The organism is Nonomuraea sp. NPDC004580 (assembly GCF_040609855.1).
GTDB classification, from domain to species: domain Bacteria; phylum Actinomycetota; class Actinomycetes; order Streptosporangiales; family Streptosporangiaceae; genus Nonomuraea; species Nonomuraea salmonea.
The window spans coordinates 45095-69597 of record NZ_JBEXLH010000024.1 but is presented as its reverse complement, the minus strand read 5'-3'; the positions used below and the strand labels follow the sequence as shown (position 1 = coordinate 69597).

Annotated in this window: 28 protein-coding genes; 17 read left to right on the top strand and 11 right to left on the bottom strand. The window is 72.7% G+C overall.

Going from position 1 to position 24503, the window contains the following annotated elements; all coding sequences use genetic code 11:
- The first annotated feature begins 245 nt into the window (after nt 1-245).
- Nucleotides 246-590 carry a hypothetical protein gene (locus ABZW11_RS24235; RefSeq protein WP_355420987.1) on the top strand — a complete coding sequence of 115 codons (345 nt, stop codon included), beginning with the start codon at nt 246-248 and terminating at the stop codon, nt 588-590.
- On the opposite strand, the gene ABZW11_RS24230 is transcribed toward ABZW11_RS24235, so the two are convergent.
- The 4 genes from ABZW11_RS24230 to ABZW11_RS24215 all read right to left on the bottom strand — a co-directional run bounded on the left by ABZW11_RS24230 (nt 533) and on the right by ABZW11_RS24215 (nt 3362).
- The gene (locus ABZW11_RS24230; RefSeq protein WP_355420984.1) at nt 533-1018 is read right to left on the bottom strand and encodes a hypothetical protein; all 486 of its coding nucleotides are present in this window, start codon (nt 1016-1018) and stop codon (nt 533-535) included. The genes ABZW11_RS24235 and ABZW11_RS24230 overlap by 58 nt on opposite strands.
- Before the next feature lie 46 nt (nt 1019-1064).
- Nucleotides 1065-1835 carry an SDR family NAD(P)-dependent oxidoreductase gene (locus ABZW11_RS24225; RefSeq protein WP_355420981.1) on the bottom strand — a complete coding sequence of 257 codons (771 nt, stop codon included), beginning with the start codon at nt 1833-1835 and terminating at the stop codon, nt 1065-1067.
- A 62-nt stretch (nt 1836-1897) separates the two neighbouring features.
- Nucleotides 1898-2566 (bottom strand): HAD-IB family phosphatase, encoded by a 669-nt coding sequence (locus ABZW11_RS24220; protein ID WP_355420979.1) that lies wholly within the window; start codon nt 2564-2566, stop codon nt 1898-1900.
- Complete coding sequence (locus ABZW11_RS24215; protein WP_355420976.1) at nt 2550-3362, bottom strand: carboxylesterase family protein; 813 nt, start codon at nt 3360-3362, stop codon at nt 2550-2552. The genes ABZW11_RS24220 and ABZW11_RS24215 overlap by 17 nt, the downstream gene beginning before the upstream one ends.
- 76 nt (nt 3363-3438) lie before the next feature.
- Between ABZW11_RS24215 and ABZW11_RS24210 the strand changes: the two genes are divergently transcribed.
- Nucleotides 3439-4053 (top strand): TetR family transcriptional regulator C-terminal domain-containing protein, encoded by a 615-nt coding sequence (locus ABZW11_RS24210; protein WP_355420974.1) that lies wholly within the window; start codon nt 3439-3441, stop codon nt 4051-4053.
- Between the two features lie 27 nt (nt 4054-4080).
- Nucleotides 4081-4215: a hypothetical protein gene (locus ABZW11_RS24205; protein WP_355420971.1), complete on the top strand. Its 135-nt coding sequence runs from the start codon at nt 4081-4083 to the stop codon at nt 4213-4215.
- A gap of 111 nt (nt 4216-4326) precedes the next feature.
- On the opposite strand, the gene ABZW11_RS24200 is transcribed toward ABZW11_RS24205, so the two are convergent.
- A complete protein-coding gene (locus ABZW11_RS24200) occupies nt 4327-5421 on the bottom strand; it encodes a winged helix DNA-binding domain-containing protein (protein WP_355420968.1) in 1095 nt (364 codons plus the stop codon).
- A gap of 147 nt (nt 5422-5568) precedes the next feature.
- Here ABZW11_RS24200 and ABZW11_RS24195 point away from each other — a divergent pair, with 147 nt between their 5' ends.
- The 9 genes from ABZW11_RS24195 to ABZW11_RS24155 all read left to right on the top strand — a co-directional run bounded on the left by ABZW11_RS24195 (nt 5569) and on the right by ABZW11_RS24155 (nt 12060).
- Nucleotides 5569-6546, top strand: coding sequence for a WYL domain-containing protein (locus ABZW11_RS24195; RefSeq protein ID WP_355420965.1), 978 nt, complete (start codon nt 5569-5571; stop codon nt 6544-6546).
- 36 nt (nt 6547-6582) lie between these two features.
- Entirely contained in the window at nt 6583-7227 is a 645-nt protein-coding gene (locus ABZW11_RS24190; RefSeq protein WP_355420962.1) for a GntR family transcriptional regulator, read from the top strand.
- A gap of 43 nt (nt 7228-7270) precedes the next feature.
- The gene (locus ABZW11_RS24185) at nt 7271-8164 is read left to right on the top strand and encodes an MFS transporter (protein ID WP_355420959.1); all 894 of its coding nucleotides are present in this window, start codon (nt 7271-7273) and stop codon (nt 8162-8164) included.
- Between the two features lie 154 nt (nt 8165-8318).
- Entirely contained in the window at nt 8319-8552 is a 234-nt protein-coding gene (locus tag ABZW11_RS24180) for a hypothetical protein (protein ID WP_355420957.1), read from the top strand.
- 129 nt (nt 8553-8681) lie between these two features.
- On the top strand, nt 8682-9443 hold the full coding sequence (locus tag ABZW11_RS24175; RefSeq protein WP_355420954.1) for a TSUP family transporter: 762 nt from the start codon (nt 8682-8684) through the stop codon (nt 9441-9443).
- 24 nt (nt 9444-9467) lie between these two features.
- The gene (locus tag ABZW11_RS24170; RefSeq protein WP_355420951.1) at nt 9468-10439 is read left to right on the top strand and encodes a YafY family protein; all 972 of its coding nucleotides are present in this window, start codon (nt 9468-9470) and stop codon (nt 10437-10439) included.
- 56 nt (nt 10440-10495) lie between these two features.
- On the top strand, nt 10496-11113 hold the full coding sequence (locus ABZW11_RS24165; protein ID WP_355420948.1) for a LysE family translocator: 618 nt from the start codon (nt 10496-10498) through the stop codon (nt 11111-11113).
- A complete protein-coding gene (locus tag ABZW11_RS24160) occupies nt 11110-11844 on the top strand; it encodes an alpha/beta hydrolase (protein ID WP_355420945.1) in 735 nt (244 codons plus the stop codon). Before ABZW11_RS24165 ends, ABZW11_RS24160 begins: the two co-directional genes overlap by 4 nt.
- A gap of 3 nt (nt 11845-11847) precedes the next feature.
- On the top strand, nt 11848-12060 hold the full coding sequence (locus tag ABZW11_RS24155) for a hypothetical protein (protein WP_345407674.1): 213 nt from the start codon (nt 11848-11850) through the stop codon (nt 12058-12060).
- On the opposite strand, the gene ABZW11_RS24150 is transcribed toward ABZW11_RS24155, so the two are convergent.
- On the bottom strand, nt 12057-12191 hold the full coding sequence (locus ABZW11_RS24150; RefSeq protein WP_355420942.1) for a hypothetical protein: 135 nt from the start codon (nt 12189-12191) through the stop codon (nt 12057-12059). The two genes, ABZW11_RS24155 and ABZW11_RS24150, sit on opposite strands and share 4 nt — an antisense overlap.
- A complete protein-coding gene (locus tag ABZW11_RS24145; RefSeq protein WP_355420939.1) occupies nt 12184-13413 on the bottom strand; it encodes a pyridoxal phosphate-dependent aminotransferase family protein in 1230 nt (409 codons plus the stop codon). The genes ABZW11_RS24150 and ABZW11_RS24145 overlap by 8 nt, the downstream gene beginning before the upstream one ends.
- Before the next feature lie 140 nt (nt 13414-13553).
- Between ABZW11_RS24145 and ABZW11_RS24140 the strand changes: the two genes are divergently transcribed.
- Together ABZW11_RS24140 and ABZW11_RS24135 are read left to right on the top strand one after the other, a co-directional pair.
- Nucleotides 13554-13802: an acyl carrier protein gene (locus ABZW11_RS24140; RefSeq protein WP_355420937.1), complete on the top strand. Its 249-nt coding sequence runs from the start codon at nt 13554-13556 to the stop codon at nt 13800-13802.
- Nucleotides 13802-15013 carry a beta-ketoacyl-[acyl-carrier-protein] synthase family protein gene (locus ABZW11_RS24135; RefSeq protein WP_355420934.1) on the top strand — a complete coding sequence of 404 codons (1212 nt, stop codon included), beginning with the start codon at nt 13802-13804 and terminating at the stop codon, nt 15011-15013. Before ABZW11_RS24140 ends, ABZW11_RS24135 begins: the two co-directional genes overlap by 1 nt.
- Here the strand turns inward: ABZW11_RS24135 and ABZW11_RS24130 are convergent.
- From ABZW11_RS24130 to ABZW11_RS24115, 4 genes are all read right to left on the bottom strand, one after another.
- Nucleotides 15000-15869, bottom strand: a complete 870-nt coding sequence (locus tag ABZW11_RS24130; RefSeq protein WP_355420931.1) for a phosphatase PAP2 family protein — start codon at nt 15867-15869, stop codon at nt 15000-15002. The genes ABZW11_RS24135 and ABZW11_RS24130 overlap by 14 nt on opposite strands.
- Before the next feature lie 190 nt (nt 15870-16059).
- The gene (locus ABZW11_RS24125; RefSeq protein ID WP_355420929.1) at nt 16060-18267 is read right to left on the bottom strand and encodes an MMPL family transporter; all 2208 of its coding nucleotides are present in this window, start codon (nt 18265-18267) and stop codon (nt 16060-16062) included.
- Nucleotides 18268-18538: 271 nt separating this feature from the next.
- Nucleotides 18539-19534 carry an endonuclease/exonuclease/phosphatase family protein gene (locus tag ABZW11_RS24120; protein WP_355420926.1) on the bottom strand — a complete coding sequence of 332 codons (996 nt, stop codon included), beginning with the start codon at nt 19532-19534 and terminating at the stop codon, nt 18539-18541.
- Between the two features lie 190 nt (nt 19535-19724).
- Complete coding sequence (locus ABZW11_RS24115) at nt 19725-20366, bottom strand: hypothetical protein (RefSeq protein ID WP_355420923.1); 642 nt, start codon at nt 20364-20366, stop codon at nt 19725-19727.
- A gap of 341 nt (nt 20367-20707) precedes the next feature.
- On the opposite strand from ABZW11_RS24115, the gene ABZW11_RS24110 reads away from it, so the two are divergent.
- The 3 genes from ABZW11_RS24110 (at nt 20708) to ABZW11_RS24100 (ending at nt 24497) form a co-directional block, all read left to right on the top strand.
- A complete protein-coding gene (locus ABZW11_RS24110; protein WP_355420921.1) occupies nt 20708-21193 on the top strand; it encodes a MarR family transcriptional regulator in 486 nt (161 codons plus the stop codon).
- Between the two features lie 89 nt (nt 21194-21282).
- On the top strand, nt 21283-22182 hold the full coding sequence (locus tag ABZW11_RS24105; protein WP_355420918.1) for an LLM class flavin-dependent oxidoreductase: 900 nt from the start codon (nt 21283-21285) through the stop codon (nt 22180-22182).
- Nucleotides 22179-24497 (top strand): LLM class flavin-dependent oxidoreductase, encoded by a 2319-nt coding sequence (locus ABZW11_RS24100; RefSeq protein WP_355420915.1) that lies wholly within the window; start codon nt 22179-22181, stop codon nt 24495-24497. The genes ABZW11_RS24105 and ABZW11_RS24100 overlap by 4 nt, the downstream gene beginning before the upstream one ends.
- Nucleotides 24498-24503 lie beyond the last annotated feature (6 nt).

Below are 24503 nucleotides of genomic sequence, written 5' to 3'. Positions count from 1 at the left end.
CGGGCGGCGGGAAAGCTGGTTCAGGGCTGAACTGGACGGCGGTGAGCGCGGTGGCGGGTTCGCTCGCAGCCGTGGTCGCGCTCTTCACCTTCCTGAGGGGACCCGGCACCAAGCCCGGCGACGTGGATGTCACTCAGTCCGCGATATCCAGCCCGTCCCTGGAGCCATCCTCGCCGGATCAGGAAGACACCCATCCCCCACCATCGTCTGAGCGCAGTACGTCCCGGCCACCGGAACGTACGCGCGTGGCCCAGGACACGGCTGTGCCGCTGCCGACGCCCCCGCCCGCCGGCTGTGACGAGGCGGCGGCGGCTCTGAGCGCGTACAGCAGGGACGCCGGCACCAGCCGCAGCGGCCAGGCGGCCGCAGCTCAGCAGGCGTACCACGACCTGATGGGCGCGGGCCTCAACGCGCAGGGAGCGGTTGCGGCGAAGATCAGGCGGCTGGCGGCAGAATTCCAGGAGCTGGGCTTCCGCTGTCTGGGCGGAGCGGGTTTCAAGCCGGACGAGCAGATTCCCCACTTATCCGGCTCCTACAGAGGACGGTCGGACTCATCGGCTTCCACCAGGCTCGCCACGACGTATCCGTGATAGCCCTGTCCGCGCAGGATCAGCAGATCATCGAGCTGCGCGTGAGATCCAAGTCGTGCGGCCAGGCCGGTGCGGGAGCCGGTGAGGACAGGGGCCTCCTCGAAGTCGCAGTCGGTCAGGATCAGCGGGTGGCGCACTTCGGCGTACGACAGGTCCAGCCGGCCCGTGATCCGAGCCCCGGACAGGCGCAGGCCCGGCGTCTGCCCGGGAAGATCGTCGAGGGCGCCGAGCAGCAGCCTGGCGATGACCGTCGCCCGGATGGGAGAGCCGGAGAGATTCACCGGACGCGCCGCGGGATACGCCTTCCAGAGGGCGATCTCCGGATCGGGCAGATCTTCGGTGATCATGGGGCCGCTCCCGGGAACGTCGCCTGCATCGGTAAGGAGATGCTCCAAGGTCACCACCGCGCTTGGCAACCACACCGTCAACCGGGTCTTCGGTCAGCGACCCATGAGGGATCGAACGGCAGGGTGGTCAAGGGAGCGGGTCCTGGGAGTAGGCGATGCGGCCGGAGAGTTTGCTCGCCGGGGCGCGGCACAGGGCCAGGGCGGCGGTGGCCATCACTTCCGGGGGTTCGGCGTTCGGGTCGTTCTCGGTGGTCAGGCCGTGGAAGACGGTGCCCGGTGTGGGGACGACCTGGGTGGGGGAGAGGCAGTTCACGGCGATGTCGTCGGCGTACAGTTCGGCGGCGAGACCGGTGGTGAGGCGTTCGAGGGCGGCTTTGCACATGCCGTACACCGTGGCGCCCAGGCCGGCCATCGGGCCCGGGGGCAAGGAGGGGTGGCGGGCGGCCACCGAGCTGATGTTGAGGATCCAGCCTTGGCCGCGTTCGCGCATGCCGGGGATGACGAGTTGGGCGAGGTGGGTCGGAGCGTTGACCTGGACCTCGAACATCAGCGCCATGCGGCGGGGGGTGAAGTCGGCGACGGGGGTGAAGAACGTGACGGCGGCGTTGTTGATCAGGATGTCGACCTTGCCGAAGCGGTCGAGGACCTGCTTCACCAGACGAGTTCTGTCGTCGGGGATCGAGAGGTCGGCGGCGAAGGGCTCGGCGGTGCCGCCGGTGTCGCGGATGCGGCCGACCGTGTCGCGTAGGGTGCCGGGCAGGCGGCTGGTGCCTTCTTCCAGGGTGCGGGCGGTGGCCGCCACCTGTGCGCCTGCCGCGCCGAACGCCTCCGCGATCGCGGCGCCTATGCCCCGGCTGGCTCCGGTGACGATCGCGACTCGCCCGTCCAGTTCGCCCATGGCCACTCCCTATATTAGAACAATGTTCTGAAATAGAGCTTCTGCCCGGGCGGCGGAGGGTGTCAAGGGGTCAGGAGGGAGCGGCCCAGCTCGTACGCCTCCGTCAGGTCGCCGCCCCGGTAGCTGAGCGCGGCCAGGTCGGCGAGGTGGTGATCGGCGTTCACCGCGACCGTGTTGGTCAGGCGGCGGAACAGCGGCGCGTCCGACATGGAGTCGCCGTAGGCGACACACCGCGCGTACGGCAGGCCGAAGCGCAGGCGCAACTCCTCGGTGATGTCGACCTTGTCGGCCGGGGTGAGGATGGCGGCCGGGTCGAGCGGTTCGGCGAACGGCGGCGCCGGGAACCGGGACGCCACCACCTCGTCGAAGCCCAGCTCGAGCAGGTGGCGGGCGAAGAAGTCCGGCGACATGGTGATGACGGCGGAACGCTCGCCCCGTTCGCGGATGTCGCGGCAGACCTGCTCGATGCCGTTCAGCCACGGGCTGGCCGCGAACGCCTCGGCCACGGCGGCCTGCGTCAGCTCGCGCCACAGTTCGTGGATGGCGGCAGCGAATCCCCGCGTGTCGATCTCGCCGGCCGCGAAGCCGGCCTCCAGCTCGACCAGTTCGTCGTACGTGCCGAGCCGGCGGGCGATCTGCAGGCTGGCCGACGAGCCGGTGAGCAGCGTGCCGTCCATGTCGAACACGTGCAGGGACGCCGCCCGCGTCCCCCCGTCAGTCTCGTGCCGCACGTTCCCCGTCCCGCTCGTCGTGTTCCGGGAGGAAGCGTATCCAAGGCGTCGAAATCACCGGATCTCGCGCAGGAACCGCTCGATCGCGTGCCGCCGACTGGCCCATCATGACGATCCGGTCCGGATCGGCGCCGTAGCGTCCCGCGTTGCGGGCGACCCAGCCCAGCGCGCACTTCACATCCCCTGGCGTCGTCCGCCAGTCGTGGGAGCGGAAGAAGCGGTAGGAGATGTCGAACACGACGTAGCCGGAGTCGGCCAGCCAGGCGTCCCAGCGCGGGAAGAGGCTCTGCCCGGCCTGCCGTGTGCCGCCGTGGATGTTGATCACCGCAGGTGGGGGAGCGCCGGTCGGCCGCGGGGGACGCCAGACGTCGAGCATGAGGTCGGTGCCGCCGATCCGGGCGTACCGGACGGTGGCGTCGGGGCCGCGTGCGGCGGTGCTGGACAGCCCATCCAGGTACGGTCCCAGGCTCAGCGGGACGTTCAGTTCCCGTGCGGTCGCCCAGGCCGAGGCCGGCGGCAGCAGGGCCGCGACCAGCAGCACCGCATTGACGGCCGCCACCACCCCCGCGCTCCACGCCGCCCCCCACTTCCTCGCCGGCACGGCCGCCCCCGCCCCCAGCAGCGCGAGGACCGCCAGGACCAGGCTGAACTCCGTGACCAGCACGCCGAGCGCCCACAGCTCCAGGTTCGGCATGGGCAGCAGCGCCGGCGCCGCGACGACGAGTGCGGTCACGGCGAGGAGCCAGGCCCCGGCCAGCGCGATCCTGCGGCGTCTTCTGTGCGGGTGCGCTGCCATGGAGGTCTCCTTTCTGCATACGATCGTATTTAATACGACTGTACGCGCATATTTCCGGATGCAGGAGACTGAAGGCATGCCGAAGTCGGTCGATCACGAGGAACGGCGCCGCCACATCGCCGCCGCGCTGCTGCGCGTCACCGAGCGGGAGGGGATGGAAGCGGTGAGCGTCCGTACGGTCGCCGCCGAGGCGGGCTGTTCGGTCGGCGCGGTGCAGCGCTACTTCCGCACCAAGGACGAGATGCTGCACTTCGCCCTGGTCAGCGTGGTCGAGTCGGCCAGGCGGCGCTTGGACGGGATCCGCCTGGGCGGCCCGGACGGGATGACGTTCGCCGACGCGCTGCGTGCCGCGATCCTGCAGTCGCTGCCCCTGGACCCGGCCAGGCTGGGTGAGGCCCGCGTCTGGGCCGCCTTCTACGCCAGGGCCGCCGTGCGGCCGGACTTCGCCGAGGTGATCGCCGAACTGCACAAGGAGGCGCTCGGCAACCTGGACCAGGCCCTGCGGTACGCGCGCAGCACCGGAGAGCTGGACCTGGAACAGGACCCTGAAGCGCTCGCCCGCCTGCTCCTGGCGATCATCGACGGCCTGATGTGGGCCATCCTGCTGGATCCCGCAGCCGCCGCCTCGAACGGGGCTGCCGTCCCGCAGCTCGCGGCGCTGGACGCGGCGCTCGGCCTGATCACGCGCTGATCAGCGGCCGTTCCAGCCGATATTCGATTGCTTGCGTTGATCCGGGCGGAGCCGGAGAACGCCCCGTCCATCGCCGTCGCCCAGCGGTCCGGCTTCCGGTACGTCAGGCGGAGCCAGGACGAGGACGGCACCTGGTACGACTACTACTTCCGTGGTCTGTGAGGACGCGTCCGGCCCAGGCCAGTTCCAGCTTGCCCGCCGGGGAGCGGGGGAGGGCGGGGCGGAGACGGGGGGATGCCCGGTGCGGGACACGACAAATGACGTAACCGGCGTTCAGGTCAGGCGTACCTCGTCGGTCTCGCCGTCCGACAGGAACGACGCCAGCGCCTGCCCCTCCTCGACCAGCTCCGCCCGCTCGGCCGCGGTGAGATCGCGCAGAGGGGTGACGACCACCGCTCCCGACTCGCGGGCGGTGATCCAGGTGGCGGACACCCGGCCGTCCACGAGGACCACGCGGGCTCCGCTGACCGACAGGTTCCGGTGGGCGTCGTCGATGATCCGCGTACGGTCGTCGTAGCCGAGGATCGCGTTGTCGAAGGCGGGCAGGAAGCGTACGGGGGCGGGTGTGCCGGGGTCGGGCAGCGGCGCGTCCGGCAGGTCGAGCAGCAGCCGCCCGCGCTCGTCCTTGAACGTGACCAGCTCGTCCCGCACCGCGGCCACCGCGGCCGGCAGCCCGGTCAGGCCGCACCAGGCGCGCAGGTCGGCGCCGGCGGCGGGGCCGTAGGCGGCGAGGTAGCGACGGACGAGCTCACGGCCCACGAGGTCGGAGCCGTCGGCGGGCAGCGGCTCGATCTCCTTGCCCAGCCACGACTCCAGCAGCGCGTTCCGCACCCCCGCCGTCGTCCGCCACAGCCCGCGCGGCGGCAGCTGCACCACCGGGACCAGCGCGGCCATCGCCAGCTCGCCCAGCGGCCGCGGGCCCGGCTCGGGCCAGCGCTCGGCGAGCGCGCGTCCCATCTCGCCCATCGAGCGAGGCTCGCCGTCCGCCATGATCTCCAGGGCCGCTTCGCGCAGCTTCTCCACGTCGACGCCGGCCAGCTCCCGCCGGTACGTGGTGAGCACCTTCTGCCGCAGCATCCCGTCATGGCGGGCCCGCCAGGCCAGGGCGTCCTCGGCGGTGACGAGGTGCACGGTCCTGCGCATGAGGTGGACGCGGACGACCTGCCGTCCGGTCAGCAGGTCCGACAGCGCCTCGGGGCCGAACGCCGACAACCGCGACCAGAGCCCCACGAACGGCTCCTGCGGCTCCTGCGCCTGCAGCCCGCACAGGTGCGCGACCGCGTCGAGGGCCGGGACGGCGGCCCGTCCGAGCAGGGACTGCCGGGCCAGCGTGGCGCGGTTGAGCGCCCGCGTGCTGAGAACGACCATGAGCATCCTTCTGGGGGTACGAGATCGGCGCTGCACCGACAACTCTGGCAGGCATTGCGGCCAGGTCGTGGCCGCTTCTGGAGCGCCGCCGATCTTGGCAGGAGAAGGGGACAGGATGTGGCCGCTACTGCGGGCATCATGGCAGGCATGCAGAAGACCTCCGCGCGCCTGCTGGCCCTGCTCTCCCTGCTGCAGTCCCGCCGCGACTGGCCGGGGGCGCTGCTGGCCGAGCGGCTGGATGTCAGCCCGCGCACCGTCCGGCGCGACGTCGACCGGCTGCGCGAGCTGGGCTATCCCATCGTGACCTTCAAGGGCCCCGACGGGGGCTATCGGCTGGGGGCGGGTGCGCAGTTGCCGCCGCTGTTGTTCGACGACGAGCAGGCGGTGGCGGTGGCCGTCGCGCTCCAGCTCGCCACCGCGGCCGGGGCGGGCATCGAGGAGGCCGCGGCGCGGGCGCTCACGACCGTGCGGCAGGTCATGCCGTCCCGGCTGCGCCGCCGCATCGACACCGTACGCGTCACCGCCGTCGGACGCCCCACCGACCGGCCCGCACCGACCGTGGACACCGGTGTCCTCATGGCCGTCAGCACCGCCGCCCACGACCACGAGGTCCTCCGCTTCGGCTACCGCTCTGCGGAGGAGGAGGTGCTGCGGCGGGTGGAGCCGCACCATCTCGTCACCTGGGGCGGGCGCTGGTACCTCGTCGCCTGGGACCTCGACCGCGACGACTGGCGGACGTTCCGCGCCGACCGCATCACCCCGCGCACCCCGAACGGCCCCCGCTTCACCCCGCGCGAGCTGCCCGGCGGGGACGTGGCCGCCTTCGTCGCCGCCCGCTTCCGCGGCGCCCCCGACCCGAGCCCCACATCTGGGGCGGACTGGCCGTGCCGGGGTGAGGTGATTCTCGATCTGCCCGCCGACGTCGTGTCCCGATACACCCGCGAAGGGCTGGTCGAGGCGCTCGGGCCGGATCGGTGCCGGCTCGTCCTGGGTTCGTGGTCGTGGCCGGGGCTGGCCGCGGCGCTCGGGAGGTTCGACGCCGACATCGAGGTGGTCGGGCCGCCCGAGCTGAAGGCCGCCTTCGCCCACCTCGCCGATCGCTTCTCCCGCGCGGCGGCATCATAGATACATGCTTGCATGCAAGGCTGCTAGCCTGGACGTATGCCCGAGACCGCCAAGCGTCCTTCCGCTGCTCACGCCGCGTACACCGTCACCAAGGAGCTGATTCTCTCCGGCGAGCTGCCCGGTGGGAGCCTCATCAGTGAGGGTGAGATCGCCGAGCGCGTACGCGTGAGCAGGACTCCCGTGCGTGAGGCGTTCCTGCGGCTGGAGTCGGAGGAGCTGCTGGCGTTGCATCCCAAGCGCGGCGCGGTGGTCGTGCCGGTGCCGCCCGGAGAGGCGGCCGACGTGCTGGAGTTGCGGCTCGCGCTGGAACGTTCCGCCGCCGAGCGCATCGCCAGGACCGGTCTGCCCGGCGAGTACGACCAGCGGATGCGCGACCTCCTGGCCCGGCAGCGAGACCTCGCGGCGGCGGCCGACGTCGGCGGGTTCGCCGAGGCGGACGAGGCGTTCCACCGGTGCATCGTCGAGGCGTCAGGCAACCGGCTGGCGGGCCGCTTCTACGCCACCCTCGGCGACCGTCAGCGCCGCATGAGCCTCTCGGCGCTACGCCTGCGTCCCGAGCGGCTGCCGCTGCTGGCGGGCGAGCACGAGACCCTCCTTGAGCATCTGCGTGGCGGCGACGGCGCCGCCTTCGCCGCCGCCCTCGAGGCCCACCTGACAGCCACCCACGGCACCCCGCACTGACCCTGCACGCCTGCCCGTCGCGACCTCGAAAGTTCCTCCTTCCATGCTCGAAACCCAGCCGGCCGCCCGCCGCACGTTCTCCTGGCGGGTCGTGGCGCTGGCGATGCTCCTGTGCGGGTGGGGCGGTAACCAGTTCACGCCGCTGCTGCTCATGTACCGCCGCCTCGGCGGCTACTCCACGCTCGACGTGGACGCCTTCCTCGGCGCGTACGTCGTCGGCCTCGTCCCCGGCCTCCTCCTGGCCGGCCCCGTGTCGGACCGGCGCGGCCGGCGTCCCGTGCTCGCGGCGGGCACGGCGGCGTCGGCGCTGGCGAGCCTCGTGCTGTGCTTCGGCGCCCAGAGCGCGTGGGCGATCTACGCGGGCCGGCTGCTCACCGGGGTGGCGGTGGGCATCGCGATGGCCGTGGGCAGCAGCTGGGTGAAGGAGCTGTCAGCGGGCGAGGACGGCGCTCTGCCCGCCCGGCGCGCCTCGCTGTGCCAGACCGCCGGGTTCGGGCTGGGCGCGGGGGTGGCGGGCGCGCTGGCCCAGTGGGGTCCGTGGCCCATGGTCAGCCCGTACGTCGTGCACGTGCTCCTCACCGTGGCCGTCCCCGTGCTGCTGCTGCGCGTCCCCGAGACGCGCACGCCCAGCCCGGACCCGGCGGGGCTGCTGTCGCCGTGGCTGGCCGCCGCCGCGGCGGCCGTGCTCGGCATGGGGTACGGGATCGCGGTCGTGTCGGGGCTGCTGGAGATCCAGCGCATGGCGGGCGCGGACGACCTGGCCGGCCTGACGGGGGTCTACTACATGCTGGCGTACACGGGATTCCTGCTTCCTGCCCTGCTGGCCGGATTGTCGGCGTGGCTGCCGTACCCGATCATGCTGACGGCGGTGGCCGGCGTGGCGCTGATCTGCCTCGCGGTGGTCGCGACCGGCGTGAGAGTGACCGCGCGGACCTAGCCGGAGCGGTAGAAGCAGGCCGAGCCCGCGACAGCGCAACGTCACCGATGGTGACGGTGGGTGATGTCACGGAGGGTAATCACAGCAGGTGGCGCGGCGTCACGGGCGCCGCTCGGGCGCCGCGCTTTCTGTCCCCTGAATCATGGAGGTATCCATGCGTCCATCCCCTCGTAGCCTCGCCATGGTCGCCGCGCTGGCGGGCGGCTTCCTGATGGCGGCGCCGGCCGCGCACGCCGTGATCGACCCGGCCAAGATGAGCATGATCGAGTCGCTCCAGAAGACCGACCCGGTCGTGATGGCCAACTGCGCCACCGGCACGATCGCCGACCCCGCCGGGGCCGTCGTCATCCCGCCCGAAGTCCCGCTGGTGGGCTGCCTGACCCTCTGAACGCGCTGGAGCGGGACCTCGTCACGGGTCCCGCTCCGCGTTCGAGCTCCCCAGGGCCGATGACGGAGTGACCAGATCCCGGCTTGTACACTCTTGGTGTTTCTTGGGGGGAATCGGGGGGAATCGCGCGTGCCGCTGGAGCAGGTCCTCGTGTTGCTGACCGCAGCGGCCGGAGCCGGGTGGATCGACGCCGTCGTGGGCGGCGGCGGGCTGCTGCAACTCCCCGCCATCCTGGTGACCGGGATGCCGCCGGTCGAGGCGATGGCCACCAACAAGCTGTCGTCGGTGTTCGGCACCACCTCCGCCGCCGTCGCGTACGCGCGCTCCACCAAGGTCGACCGCCAGGTCGCGATCCCCGGGGCGGCCATGGCCATGGTGAGCGCCGGTCTCGGGGCGTGGGCGGCGGCGTCCATCTCGGCCGACGTGCTGCGGCCCGCCGTCATGGTGGTGCTGGTCGCGGTCGCGGTGTTCGTGACGTTGCGGCCCAGCATGGGCGCGGTGCCGGTGCCGCACCTGCGCACCCCGTCCCGCGTGGTGGCGGCGGTGGCCGCGGCCGGGGTCGGCATCGCCTTCTACGACGGGATCATGGGGCCGGGGACGGGAACGTTCCTCATCATCGCCTTCACCACCATCCTCGGGCTGGACTTCGTCTCCGCGTCCGCCTCCGCGAAGATCATCAACATCGGCACGAACGTCGGCGCGCTGGCCGTGTTCGCGGTGCAGGGGCACGTGCAGTGGGCGCTCGGCCTCGGCATGGCGGTGTGCAACGTGGCGGGCGCGCAGTTCGGGGCGCGGACGGCGCTCAAACGGGGCGCGGCGTTCGTCCGGATCGTGCTGCTGGTCGTGGTCGTGGCCATGGTGATCAGGCTCGGCTGGCAGCAGTTCGCCTGACCTGCCGGAAATAGAATGGCCGGCATGCGTGCCAGCCGCCTGCTCTCGCTGCTTCTGCTCCTGCAGACGCGCGGCCGCATGACGGCGTCCGAGATCGCGGACGAGCTCGAGGTGTCCGTACGCACGGTCTACCGCGACGTCGAGGCCCTCTCGGCGGCCGGCGTCCCGGTCTACGCCGACCGCGGCCCCGCGGGCGGCTACCAGCTGCTCGACGGCTACCGCACCCGGCTCAACGGCCTGACCGCCGAGGAGGCGTCCGCGCTCTTCCTGGCCGGCCTGCCGGGGCCGGCCGCCGAGCTGGGCCTGGGCGAGTTCGCGGCCAACGCCGAGCTGAAGCTGCTGGCCGCACTGCCGCCGGAGCCGCGCTCGCAGGCGGCGAGCATGCGCGAGCGGTTCCTGCTCGACGTGCCCGGCTGGTACCGCTCCGCCGACGACGTGCCGCACCTGAGCGAGGTGGCCGAGGCCGTGTGGGACCAGCGGCCGCTGCACATGACCTACCGGCGGTGGGGCAAGCAGGAGGTCGACCGGGTCATCCATCCGTACGGGCTGGTGCTCAAGGGCGGCTCCTGGTACCTCGTGGCCGCCCCGCCCGGGGGCTCGCCGCGCACCTACCGGGTGGCGCGCATCCTGACCCTGGAGACGATGCCGGGACGTTTCGCCAGGCCGGAGGGTTTCGAGCTGGCCACGTTCTGGCGGGAGTACGCCCAGGAGTTCCGCGAGCGGATGTACACCGCCGAGGCCGTCATCAAGCTCGCACCAGGGCGGGGCGACCTGCTGGCGTACACGATGGGCGCGGACGTCGTCGGCGCCGCGCTCGCCGCGGCCGGCGAGCCCGACCCCGAGGGCTGGCTCACGCTCACCGTCCCGGTCGAGTCGCTGACGCACGCCCGCTGGCTGCTGCTGCGCATGGGCGCCGACGTCGAGGTGCTCGGCCCGCCCGAGCTGCGCACGCTGATGAGTGAAGCCGTCACGGACCTGGCCAAACTGTACGGCTGACGCCCGCGGCGAAAAATGAGACGACACCCCGCCGCGGGTTCTGCCAGCATCCCCGCATGTACCTTCTCGCTTTCATCGGCGCGTGCGTCCTGGTGGCCATGGCGCCCGGGGTCAGCACGGCCGTCATCCTGCGGCAGACCCTGGCCTCGGGCCGCGGGTCCGGCGTGGCGGCCACGCTGGGCAACGAGACCGGCATCCTGCTGTGGGGCCTGGCCGCCGCGTTCGGCCTGTCCGCGCTGGTCGTGGCCTCGCAGCTGGCCTACGACGTCATGCGGGTCACCGGCGCGGTCGTGCTCGTCGTGATGGGCGCGCAGGCGCTGTGGCAGGCAAGGAAGCCGGTCCCCGTCACCGCCGTCGAGGGGGATGCGGTGGCGGGCCGGCGCGGCGCGTACCTGGCGGGGCTCGGCACGTGCCTGGCCAACCCGAAGGCGGCGGTGTTCGCGATGTCGTTCCTGCCGCAGTTCGTCCCGGCGGGCCAGGACGTGCCGCTCACCCTCGTCACGCTCGCCGTCGTGTGGGTGGCGGTGGACGTGGTGTGGTACCTGATGCTCATCTGGGCCGTCGCCCAGGCCAAGGCGTGGCTGGGCCGCCCGTCGGTCAAGCGGCGCCTTGAGCAGATCTCCGGCGTGGTGCTGATCGGCCTCGGCGTCCGCATGGCGGTGGAGTCCCGATGACGATCTGGTACGACGAGCGCGGCGCCGGCGAGCCGGTGGTGCTGCTGCACTCGACGGCGGCCGACTCCGGCATGTGGGACGCCCAGGAGGAGGCGCTGGCCGACCGCTTCCGCGTGATCAAAGTGGACTTCCGCGGCTACGGCCACACCCCCTACCGCTCCGACGGCCCCTACAGCGACGCCGGCGACGTCGCCAAGGTGCTGGCCGCGATCGGCGTCAGCAGGGCGGCGCTCGTCGGGTCGTCAGGCGGCGGCCGGGTGGCGCTGGAGCTGGCGGCCGCCGGGCTCGCCGGGCGGCTGGTGCTGCTCAACCCGCTCTCGACGCTGGAGCCGACGCCCGACCTGCGGGCGTACTGGCAGGAGGAGAACCGCCTGCTGGAGGAGGGCGACGTGCAGGGCGCGGCCGAGCTCAACGCCCGCACCCTGCTCGGCCCCGACGCGGGCCGGGAGGCATGGGACAAGGTGGTGGCGATGCAGCGGCACGCGTTCGAGGTGCAGCTCGCCGCCGACCCCGAGCCTGAGCAGGTCGAAGGCGAGTTCTCCCCGGCCGGCATCGAGGTGCCCGCGCTGGTGGTGGCCGGCGGGCGCGATCTGCCGTGCTTCCGCGAAAGCGCCCGCCACCTGGCCGCCGAGCTGCCCCAGGCGCGGCTGCTGGAGCTGGAGTGGGCCGGGCATCTGCCGGCGCTCGAACGTCCTGAGGAGATCAACGCGCTGCTGCTGGATTACCTTTAGTGCATGACGAACGACCTGGCGACCCTCATGAGGCAGGCACAGGACGACGATCCGCTGCTGGCCCTGCACGCCACGACCGCGTTGCGGCGCGAGATCGAGCGCCTGGAGGCGGTCCAGGTGCGGCGGGCCCGGGTCGCCGGGCTCGCCTGGTCGCAGATCGCCGACGCGATCGGGGTGAGCAAGCAGGCGGTCCACAAGAAGTACGGCCGCCGCTAACCGTCGTGACCGCTGCCGCCGGCGAGCCCGCGTACCGGCCGGCGGCGGACGGCGTGCCGCGGCTGCCCATCCTGCTCTACCGGCTCGGCCTGGGCGCCCTGCTGGGCGGCCGGGTCATGCTGCTCAACCACGTCGGCAGGGTGTCCGGCCTGCCGCGCCAGGCCGTTTCCCGGACATCTCACCGGTGACCGTGGCCACCGCCTCCAGGACCCGGTCCACCTGGGCGGTGGTGTGGGCGGCGGTGACGCTGAGGCGGATCAGCGGCTGCTCGCCCGGCACGCCCGGTGGCAGCATCACGTTCGCCAGCACGCCTTCCTCCAGCAGCTTCGCCCAGAAGCGGCAGCACGTCAGCGCGTCCGCCATCGGCAGCGCCACCGTGGGGGTGCCGCCGGGCGGGATCGCGTAGCCGAGCCTGGTCAGGCCGGCGCGCAGCCGGTCCGCCGCCGCCAGGACGGCCTGGCGGCGCTGCGGCTCCGTACGGATGATGTCGAGCGCCGCCAGCGCCGCGGCCGTGCAGGCCGGCGGCAGCGACGCCGAGAACAGTGCGGGCCGCGCGCTGTGCCGCAGGTAGTCGACCACGTGCCGGGGGCCCGCCACCGCGCCGCCCAGCGTGCCGAAGCACTTCGAGAACGTCACCGTCTGCACGTCCACCGCCGCGCCCAGGCCGAAGTGCTCGGCCGCGCCCCGCCCGCCCGCGCCCAGCAGGCCCGCGTCGTGCGCGCTGTCGAGCACCACCCGCGCCCCGTGCCGCGCCGCGTGCTTGGCGACGCCCGGCAGGTCGCACAGATCGCCGCTCACCGAGAACATGCCCTCGGTGAGCACCATCGCCCCGCGATCGTCGCCCACCCCCTCAAGCAGCGTCTCCAGGTGCGCCATGTCGTTGTGCCGATAGCGCCGCAGCTCAGCCTGCCCCAGCCGGGCCGCGTCGATGAGCGAGGCGTGCATGTGCCGGTCGGCCACCACCACGTCACGCGGCCCGAACAGCGCGCTCAGCGCCAGGTTCGCCTGGTAGCCCGTGGAGACCACCATCGCCGCCTCGTGCCCGAGGAACGCCGCCAGCTCCCGCTCAAGCCGCTCATGCAGGGCCAGCGTGCCGTTGAGCACCCGCGAGCCCGAGTTGCCCGCGCCCAGCTCCTCCATCGCCGCCACGCCCGCCGCCGCCAGCCGCGGGTCGCCCGACAGTGCCAGGTAGTCGTTGGATCCCGCCAGCAGCACCCGCCGCCCCGCCGCGACCACCTCGCCGCCGCGGGGCCTGCCCTCCACCGGCAGGTAGAAGGGGTAGACGCCGGCCGCGACCACCGCCTCGACCTCCTGGGGGAGCCGGCATTTCGTGAACGGGTCTCTCCGCCCCACGCACTTCACCTCGGATGTCCGTAGCTGACAGTGTCCGGTCGTAAGGGTAGAGTAATCGCCGCTGATCCGGTTCCCGGGCACGTCCATGCCGGCCGGTCCGCCTCCCGCATGCCCCCAGACACTCCGACAAGGACGTACGCATGACCGAGGAAGAGATCTTCCAGCAGCTGCGCACCATCTGCGCCCGGATCCTGTCGGTGGATCCCGCGCGCATCACCGCCGACACCGACCTGCGCCAGGAGCTGGACGCCGACAGCCTCGACATGGCCGAGCTGGCCGCCGCCAGCGAAGACCGCTTCCGCGTCGCCGTCGACCTCGACACCGCCAAGCAGGCGCGCACCCTGGCCGACATGGCCGGGCTGGTCCACGCCGGGGCGCGGGTCGGCTGATGGGCGCGCGGGTCCGCGCCGCGGTCACCGGGCTCGGCGTGCGTACGGCGGCGGGCAACGACCTGGCCGGGTTCTGGCGGACGCTGGTCGAGGGGCGGTCCACGGCACGCACGATCACCTCGTTCGACGCCGGTGAGCTGCCCGTCGGGTTCGCCTGCCAGGTGCCCGGCTTCGACCCGGCCCCCTACGTCACGGGCAAGGAGGCCCGGCGCATGGACCGCGCGACGCTGCTCGCCGTGTGCGCCGCCGCCGACGCGCTCGCCGACGCGGGCGGGCCGCACGTGCCGCCCGAGCGGCGCGCGGTCGTCACCGGCACCGCGCTCGGCGGCACCGAGACCTCCGAGGCCGCGCTGCTCGGCGGCGGCCAGCCCGGCGCGCTCTACGTGCCGCGGACGATGCCCAATGCCTCCGCCGCGTTCGTCAGCATGCGCCACCACATACTCGGGCCCAGCATGACCGTCTCCACCGCGTGCGCCTCCGGCGGCCACACCGTCGGCGAGGGGCTGCGGCTGCTGCGCGACGGCTCCGCCGACCTCGTCGTGGCCGGGGGCACCGAGGCGTGCGTGTCGCCGACCATCCTGCTCGCCTTCCACCGCTGCGGCGCGCTGTCCCAGCGCGGCCACGAGCCCGAGCGCGCCTCCCGCCCCTTCGACGCCGCCCGTGACGGGTTCGTGCTCGCCGAGGGCGCCGCGTTCGTCGTGCTGGAGCGTCTCGACGACGCCGTACGCCGCGGCGCCCGCGTCTACGCCGAGCTGGCCGGCTACGGCCGCACCTCCGACGCCCACCACCTCACCTCGCCCGACCCCAAGGGCGACGGCGCCGAACGCTGCCTGCGCCAGGCCCTGGCCGACGCCCGGCTCACCCCCGGCGACGTGGCCCACGTCAACGCCCACGGCAGCGGCACCGTGCTCAACGACGTGACCGAGGCGCGGGTGATCGCCCGCGTGTTCGGGCCGGGGCAGGTGCCGGTCACCTCCACCAAGAGCGTCGTCGGTCACGCCATCGGCGCCGCCGGGGCCATCGAGGCCGTGGTCTCCGTGCTGACCCTGCACGAACGCCTCATCCACCCGACGATCAACCTCGATGTTCTGGATCCCGAGTGCGAGGTCGACGTCGTCCGGTCGCCGCGTCCGCTCGGGGCGGGGGCCGTGGTGTCCACGTCGTTCGCGTTCGGCGGCCACAACGCCGGCCTCGTCTTCACCCCGTCCTGACCGGGGTGCGGCGGGCGTTCTCGGTGCGGCTCATCACCGCGCGAACGACCAGCGCCACTGCGAGGCCCGCGACCAGGTCCGACACGTAGTGGTACGAGTTGTGCACCACCGCCACCGTCAGCCCCACCGCCGCGAGCCACAGCAGCAGGCACGCGAGTCCGCGGACGTGGCGGCGCAGGGTGAGCACCGTGATCCAGGCGCCGGCCACGTGGGGTGAGGGGAAGCAGGCGCCGGGCGGGTCGAGGGCGGCCATGATGGCGTTCTGCAGCGGGGTGATCAAGTAGCCGGCGGGGCGCTGGGCGGCGTACAGCTCCGGCGGTGCCGGCGCCGGTCCTTCAAGCGGGAGCCCCATGAAACCGACGTAGCAAAGGATCAGCGTGGCGAGCAGCGCGAACAGGTATCCCTCCGCCAGCTCTGTACGGCCTCGAAAGTAGAGCACCGGCGCGATCAGAAAACACCCATAAAAGGAGAAATAGCAGAACGTCACCAGCTCGGTGGCCGGCGGCATGGCCCACTCGGCAACGACGGCATTGAGATCGACCCCGAACACCCCTCGCTCCCAGGTGCGTACGGCGTCGTCGAGGAACCGGCCGTGCACGGCGAGCGCCGCCTCCGCAGCAATGGAATAGACGACCGGCATCACGAGCAACGGCGCCATGAACCGCAGGCCCGCCACCCGCCGATCGCCCGGCCGCCACTGCCCGGCCCGCGCCACCAGCACCAGGAACGCACCACCGACCAAGCACCCGCCAAGCAGCCCCGGCGCACTGGGCACCTGCTCATGGGCCAGGACGACAACGGTCGCCATCAACGCGAAGTAGCCCAGCAACAGCCCTTCAACCGGCCGAATCTCCACAATCCTCCTGTCTACGAGCGCCCCCCTGCCACCGCGTGGGACGTCGGACCGAGGCCGCCCGGTGGGGCGGCAGTTGCTGCGACTGCTGAGCAAGCTCACTGGCTGGGGACGCTGCGGGCGGGCTCGTTCGCCGGGTGGTGCGTCATCGGATGGGGCATGGTGGGGGCGGGTCCGTCCGCCTGATGAGGGGTCACCCGGTGGGGACGGCTTGCGTGGGTGCCGCGGTCGGGTGGGGCGCCGGCGGCTTGTGGTGGTGTTCGCGGGCGGGCCACCAGAGGCGGGGGCCCAGGTGGTGGGCCAGGGCTGGGACCAGGAACGAGCGGACCAGCACGGTGTCGATGACCACCCCTACCGCCACCAGCAGGCCGAGTTGGACCACCGGCACCAGGGGCAGGACGGTGAGGACGAAGAAGGCGGCTGCCAGCACCACGCCGGCCGCCGTGATCACGCCGCCGGTCGCGCGCAGGGCGTGCAGGGTCGCTGCGCGGGTGCCGAGGTGTGCGGTCTCCTCGCGTACGCGGGCCATCAGGAAGATGTTGTAGTCGACGCCGAACGCCACCAGGAACACGAACGCGTACAGGGCGAACGACACGTCCATCACCGGATGATCCAGCACCTGCGTGAACAGCGCCGAGCACAGCCCGAGCGTGGCCGCGAACGACAGCACCACCGTGCCCATCAGCAGCAGCGGCGCCACCAGCGAGCGCAGCAGGACGATCAGGATCAGGCCGACGACCACGAGGATCAGCGGCACCACGAGGCGGGCGTCGGCGAGGGCGGCGTTCTTGGCGTCGAGCAGCTCGCCGGTGAACCCGCCGACCAGGGCCGCGTCTCCGGCCGCCGCGCGTACGGTCGCCCGGAGGTTCTCCACCAGGCGCTCGGCGTGCGGCGTGTTGGGCTCGGCGGCCAGCACCACGTCGTAGACCCGCCAGGGGGCGACCGGCCCGCGCCGCACGGACACCACGCCCTCGGTCCCGCGTACGGCCCGCGCCACGGCGGCGGTCGAGCCTTGCCTGGCCAGCACCACGACGGGTGCGCTGGCCGGATAGTGACGCCGTAGCACGTCGTAACCCTCCACCGACCCCGTGCGGGTGGTGAACATGGCCGACGGCGGGATGCCGGACGCGTCCAGCGTGGTCAGCCCCAGGCACATCAGGGCGAGCAGCGCCAGGGACCCCGCCCACGCCACGGGCGCCCGCCGCCCCACGAACCCCGCCACCCGCCCCCACACCCGATCCGGCGGCCCGCTTGGGCGAGGCGCCGGGCCGTGCTGCGACAGCCCGGCCCGTTGGTTGGAGGGCGGATCGTGCTGTGACTGGTCGGCCCCCTGGAGGGGAGGCGCGTCGTCCCGCGTCAGGCTCGCCCCCTGGGGGCAGGTGACGTCGTGATGGGGTGCGTTCTTCGGTGGGGTGAGGGTGGGTTGGTGGTGAGGGATGGCGGGCCAGAAGGCGCGGCGGCCGCCCAGAAGCATGAGGGCCGGGAGGAGGGTGACCATGACGGCCATCGTGATGAGGACCCCGACGGCCGCTGCGGCGCCGATCGAGCGGAGGGCGTTGGTGTCGGCGGCGGCGAGGCAGCCGACGCCGCCGGCCACCGTCAGGGCCGAGGCGATGACCGTGCGGATGCCGCTTGACAGGGCCTGTTTCAGGGCTGTCGTCGTGCCGGGGGTTACGCGCAGGCGTTCGCGGAAGCGGGCCACCAGCAGCAGCGCGTAATCCGTGGCGACGCCGAAGACCAGTACGGTGAAGACTTCGGGCGTGGCGGCGCGCAAGGTGATCCAGCCTGAGCGGGCGAGGGTGTAGATCGCGGCGGCGGAGCACAGATAGGCCGCCGCCACGGCGAGCATCGGGATCAGCCAGAGCACTGGGCTGCGGTAGACGGCCAGCAGGACCAGGAGCACCACGGTCACGCTCAACGCCAGCAGCGTGCCATCGACCCGCAGGAACGAGTCGGCGTAGTCGGCGGCGAACCCGCCCGCGCCGGTCACGTGGCTGACCAGGCCCGGTGGGTTGGCGGCGGCCGCGATGTCGCGCACCTGCTCGACGAGCGGGGCGATCACCACGCCGGGCCGGCCGGACAGCAGCACCGTCACCTGGAGGGCGCGCCGGTCGGCACTGGGCAGCGGCATCGAGGAGGTGCCGACCACGTCGGGCAGGCGGGCGAACGTCCGCAGATCACGGCGTACGGCCGCGAGGTCGTCCGGCCGCAGCGGGCCCGTGCGTTCGTAGATCACGAGAGTGGGCACCGACCGCCCGGACTGCTCGGCCACCAGGTCGAGCACCCGCGCCGACTCGACGCCCCTGGCGAGCAGGGAGGTGCCGCTGGTGACGCGGACGTCCTCGAGCGGGCCGCTCGTGAGCACGGCCACCACCGTGAGAACGACCCACCCGAGAACCACGCCTGCGGCGATCGTCCGCGCGCGTATGGTGCGAAAAAGAACCGGCAATTCCCGCCCACCCCCGGCCTTGGTACAAAGGTGCCGGCCGACACGTAGACCCTAGGTTCCCGATCCCGCTCAAACAAATTGACGCAGCGGTCTTTTATTTACGTCGGGCGGTATCAAAAGCCGACATTGAGATATTCGGGTGTGGCTGGTATTTGTGGAAATTGCGTAAGGTGCGGCTTTTGTTCTCTGGCGGGTTCGCCTCTCCGCGAACGGTCCCGGCGCGTCAGGGGCGGACGCGGAGGTCGGCGAAGAGTGCCCGGTGGTCGGAGCCGGGCACGTCGAAGATCTGGGTGGCCACCGCTCCGGCGCGCGCGTCCGTCAGCACGTGGTCGATCGTGACCAGGGGCGGCAGCGAGCGTCCGTGCGGCCAGGTGGGGACGAGGCCGTTCCCGGTGGAGGCGGCGGCGTCGGTGTAGCCGGTGCCGAGGAGGTCGCGGAAGACGGCGTGGTCGAGGGTCGCGTTGAAGTCGCCGGCCAGGATCCTGGGCGGCCCCGACGTGGGCGCGGGCGGCAGGGAGGCGACGCCGGCGTGCCACTCGGGCACCGTGCGGGGCACGGGAGCCACCGGGTGCACGACGACCACCTCGACCGGCGAGCCGCCGGGCAGCGACACCTCAGCGACCGGCATGTGGTGCCCGACCGGCCGGAACAGCCCCTTCCGCTCGCGCAGCGGATGCCGGGAGTAGATGCCGCTGCCCTCGGGGCCGCGTACGTCGGGCACGCTGATGTCGTACGGCAGCAGGTCGTCGAGCCCGGCCGCGGTCAGCCGGACCTTGGCCGGCCAGGTGAGCTCCTGGATGCTGAGGACGTCCACGTCGAGGCGGCGTACGAGATCGACGATGACCGCCGCGTCGCCGCGCCCGCCGTTGAGGTTGGCGGTGAGCACCCGCAGCGTACGGCCCCCGGCCGGCGCCGCGCCGTCACCGAACGCGCGCGGCGCCACGCACCAGGCCAGGCAGGCGCACACCACCAGCATGATCGCCGCCGCGGCCCGGCTCCTGAGCAGGACCGCGACGCCCAGCACGACCAGCGCCAGCACCGCGAAGCAAGGGGTGAAGGCGGCCATCGGCACCAGGAAGACGCCCGTCTCCAGCCCGCCGAGCCGCACCACCGTGCCGGCCGCGAACAGCACCGCCAGGGCGAGCGTCAGCCGCCCGCGCCACACCCGCCCGGGCCGCGCCTCGGGCGCCGCCGTCTCCACGTCCTCCTGCACCAGCACGAGCGCTCAGGCTAGAGGACCATCCTTAACGTCAGATGAGGATCGACCCGCCGTACGGGCCGCGGCGCCGCGTCCGGCGTCCTGGTCGGCGCAGCGCGGCGAGCAGCGGCGGTGCCGGCCGCCGGCGTCAACGGTCGGCGCAGTGCGGCGAGCAGCAACGGCGCCGGTCGTCGGCGTGGTCGGTCGGTCGTCAGACGAGGCCCACCATGAAGCCCTCGTCCTTGATGCCCCAGTAGGCGGCCGGTCGGTACTGCCGCATGGCCCGCTCGATGACCGGGACGTACTTGGGGTTCGAGCCGAGCGGCAGCCGGTAGCCGTTCTTGACGGTGTGGAACTCCCACAGGTGCTCCATCTCCGGGTGCCGCTGCCGGAAGCCGGGGTCGGCGGGGAACAGGTCGAGCCTGACCATCGTCTTGCGGAGGATGTAGTCGGCGAGCTTGACGCGGCGCTGCTGCGTACGCGAGATGCCCACGCCCGCCAGCTCCTGCCACGCCGCCCCCCACGGCTGCCCCTGCGGGTCGTCCCAGCGCACGCCGTGGGCGTCGAAGACCAGCCGGCGCGGGCGCGACAGCTTCTTCCAGGTGAGGACCGGGAGCAGGCCGATGAGCAGGAAGATCGCCCCCACGATGCCGACGGCCACGGCGGTGCCCGAGCCGCCCGTGGTCTGCCCGGTCAGCGCAGAGACCACGGCGAGGAGCCCGATGCCGCCCGCGACCGACGCGCCGATCACCGACTTGGTCTTGGTGTCGCGGGCCACGTCGATGATCACGGGAGGGGGCGGGGCGGGTGGTCCTGGCGGGGGATAGGGCGGGTTGCGGGGGCCGTACGTCATGACATGTCACGTTAACGGGGGTAAGCAGGGGAGATATCACGCTTCAGGGTTTTGCGAAGCGTGTCCGGGCCACCCGTACGACATCACCCGGACGGGGGAGGTGAAGAGGCCGGTCCTCCACGAGAGTCGTGACCGCACTTCACGCCGATCTCGTCAGGAGACGATATGAGTACGTACGCACGCGCCGCCGCCGCCCTCGCCCTCACGGCCACCCTCACGGCCGGCTCCCGCCCCGGACGCGCGGGTGATCAAAGGCGGGTACGTGCTCAAGGACAAGCGGTGACGTGTTGCTTGACAGAACGTCTGCGGTGCCGAAAGTCGGTGGTCGGTAGTATCTCGGTATGAGTGACGAACCCGAGCCGGACCACAACCTCGGCTGGACGCTCGGCGTGCTGCTGCGCGCCTACCAGGGCACGGTCGTCACGGTGATCGGCGACCTGCCTCATGGGCCGCGCGGCTACCAGACGCTCGCCGCCGTGGTGGGCGGCCGGCATCCGACCCAGCTCTCCCTGGCGTCCTTCCTCGGCATCGACCGCACGGTGCTGACGTACCTCGTGGACGATCTGGTCGAGGCGGGGCTGGTGGAGCGCAGGCTCAACCCGTCCGACCGGCGGCAGCGCCGCATCGTGGCCACCGACAAAGGCGTGAGCGTCTACGAGGACCTCGAACGCCGGGTGGGCGACGCCGAGGACCACCTTCTCGGCGCGCTGTCGGCGGACGAGCGCGAGGCGTTCAGGAGCATGTTGCGGCGGGTGGCGTGTGACGTGAGCGACATCGAGCCGGCGAAGGATCCGTGCGAGGTGGCCGAGGAGATGCTGGCCGACTGACGCGGGAATGTGCCCGACTGATCCGTGGTTGTGCAACTCGTCTGGCGCGTAGATAGTCTTCGCGACAACGTATCTTGAGGAGGGGCACCATGCCTGACTACGGCCACGAGCTCACGTTCGGCACCTTCATCACCCCCGCGAACTCCGCACCGAAGGAGGTCGTCGGCCTGGCACAGGAGTCCGAGGCCGCGGGGCTCGACCTGGTCACCTTCCAGGACCACCCCTACCAGTCGGGCTTCCTCGACACCTGGACGCTGCTGTCCTACGTCGCCGCCGAAACCGAACGCGTCCACCTGTCCGGCAACGTCATCAACCTGCCGCTGCGCCCGCCCGCCGTGCTCGCCCGGGCCGCGGCCAGTCTCGACCTGCTCAGTGATGGACGGTTCGAGCTGGGGCTGGGAGCCGGTGGGTTCTGGGACGCGATCGAGGCCATGGGCGGCCGCCGGCTCAGCCCTGGCCAGGCCGTGGACGCGCTCGGCGAGGCGATCGACGTCATCCGCGGGCTGTGGGACGCGGACAACCGGTCGCTGTTCCGGGTGGACGGGACGTACTACCAGGTCGCCGGGGCCAAGCGGGGGCCTGCCCCGGCGCACGACATCGGCATCTGGCTGGGGGCGTACAAGCCGAAGATGCTCCGCCTCACCGGCGCCAAGGCCGACGGGTGGCTGCCCTCGCTGCCGTACATCAAGAGCCTGGACGAGGTCGCCCGCTCCAACGCGATCATCGACGAGGCCGCCGAGGCCGCCGGGCGGGAGCCCGCGGCGGTGCGGCGGCTGCTCAACATCGGCGGCCGGTTCGGCTCCACCCGCGGTGAGCGCCTCCTCGCCGGGCCGCCCGGGCAGTGGGCCGAGCAGCTGGCCGCCCTCACCCTCGAGTACGGCTTCTCCGGCTACATCGTGATGGCCGACGACGCGGGCACGATCAGGACGTTCGGCGAAGAGGTCGCGCCCGCCACCCGCGCGCTCGTGGCGCAGGAGCGCGCCCGATGACCACCCGGTACGCCCACCCCCTCCGCCTCGGCCTCCTCCTCACCGGCACCGCCCCCGGCACGGCGGCCGACCTGGCCCGGCTGGCCGAGGAGCTGGGCTACGACCTGATCGCCTTCCAGAACGAGCCTCCGACCTCCGGCGATGGCGACGAGGCGGCGGGTCTGGACGCGTGGACGCTGATGAGCTGGGTGGCGGGGCGGACGGAGCACATCACGCTGGCCGCCATCACCGCGCCCGCCGCGAAGCCTGCCACGTCGAAAGGCACAGCGCCCGGCACAGCGCCCGGCACAGCACCCGGCACAGCGCCCGGCACAGCGCCCGGCACAGCGCCCGGCACAGCGCCCGCCGCCGTGCCGGCCGGCGCGGCGGGCCCTGTGCCCACCGTGACCGCGCGTGCCGCGGCGAGCCTTGACCTGCTCACGGGCGGGCGGGTCGAGCTGGGGCTGCTCGCCGGCCCCGACACCGGTGAGGCGGCCGACATCGTCCGCGGCATCTGGTCGGCCGCCGAGCGCTCGCCCTTCCGCCACGACGGCGAGCACCACCGGGTGCCGGGCGCGGAACGCGGCCCCGCTCCCGCCCACGACATCCCGCTCTGGATCGCCGGAGACTCCGGCCCCGACGTGCTCCGCCTCGCCGCCCACAAGGCCGACGCCTGGCTTTTCACCGCGTCCGGCCAGGACGCCGACGCGGCGCCCCCGGCAGGAGGTGCGGGTGGCCGGCTGGTTACCGCGGCCACTGCGGCGAACGCCGTCATCGACGAGGCGGCCGAGGCGGCGGGGCGCGATCCGCGCGAGATCCGCCGGATGGTCCAGGTCACCGGCGAGGCGACGGCGGCCGAACTACTGCCCCTCATCGAGGACGCCGGGATCGGCGCCATCCTGCTGGCCACCCACGATCCCGACACGATCAGACGGTTCGCCGAGGAGACCGCCCCGGCCCTGCGGGCGGCGGCGCGGGAGACGGCGCCACAGGTCAGGAGCCTGTTCGTGCGCCGCCACCGCCACCCCGGCATCGATTACGACGCCGTCCCCGCGAGCCTGGCCGGCTCGGCCGTGGAGCCGGGCGACCCCGGCTACGCCCGCGTGCGCTCGACGTACCTCAGAGGCGGCGCCCCCGGCCTGGTCCTGCGCCCGGGCACGCCGGACGAGGTGGGCGAGGCCGTGCGGTACGCCCGTACGCAGCCGGTGAAGCTGTCGATCCGCAGCGGCGGCCACGGCATCAGCGGCCGCTCGACCAACCACGGCGGCATCGTCATCGACCTGTCCCGCCTGCACGCCATCGACGTCCTCGACAAGGAAACCCGGCGGGTCCGCATCGAGCCGGGCGCGCGCTGGAGCGACGTGGCCGCCGCGCTCGCCCCGCACGGCTGGGCGCTCAGTTCGGGCGACTACGGCGGCGTCGGGGTGGGCGGGCTGGCGACGTCCGGCGGTATCGGGTGGTTCGTCCGTGAGCACGGCCTGACCATCGACCACCTCAAAGCCGTCGAGATGGTGCTGGCCGACGGCACGCGCGCGCGGGCCGACGAGGAGGAGAACGCCGAGCTGTTCTGGGGCGTGCGCGGCGCGGGCGCGAACTTCGGCATCGTCACGGCGTTCGAGTTCGAGGTGGACGAGGTGGGCGACGTCGGGTTCGCGCAGTTCGTCGTGGACGCCACCGACACGGCGGGCCTGCTGGAACGCTGGGGCGCCGCCATGGAGGCCGCGCCGCGCGACCTGACCAGCGCCCTCATCATCGGCCGCGCCCGGCCGGGGCAGCCGCTCATGGGGCAGATCATGGCCGTCGTCGACTCGGACGACGCCGAGACGATCATCGCCAGGCTGCAGCCCATCGCGGCCGCGGCCCCGCTGCTGGACTACTCGATCCAGGTGCTGCCGTACGACGCGGTCATGCACGTGCCGCCCGCCGCGCACGAGGGTCAGGGCGAGCCGGTGACCAGGTCGGGGCTGGCCGACCATCTCACGCCCGAGCTGGCCGCGGCGGCGCAGCGGCTGGTGGCGAGCGGCCAGACGTACTTCTTCCACGTCAGGGGCATCGGCGGCGCCTCGCGCGACGTGCCGTGGGACGCCACCGCGTACGCGGGCCGCTCGGCCAACTTCCAGCTCGTCGCGTTCGGCCACAGCCGCCGCGGCCTGGACGCCGCCTGGGACGCCATGCTCGGCCACTTCTCCGGCCTCTACATCAACTTCGAGACCGACCAGCGCCCCGAACGCCTGCTCCAGGCCTACCCCGAGCCCACCCTGCGGCGGCTGCGGGAGCTGAAGCGCCGCTACGACCCGGGCAACGTCTTCCGCGACAACTTCGCCGTCGAGCCGTGAGCGGGG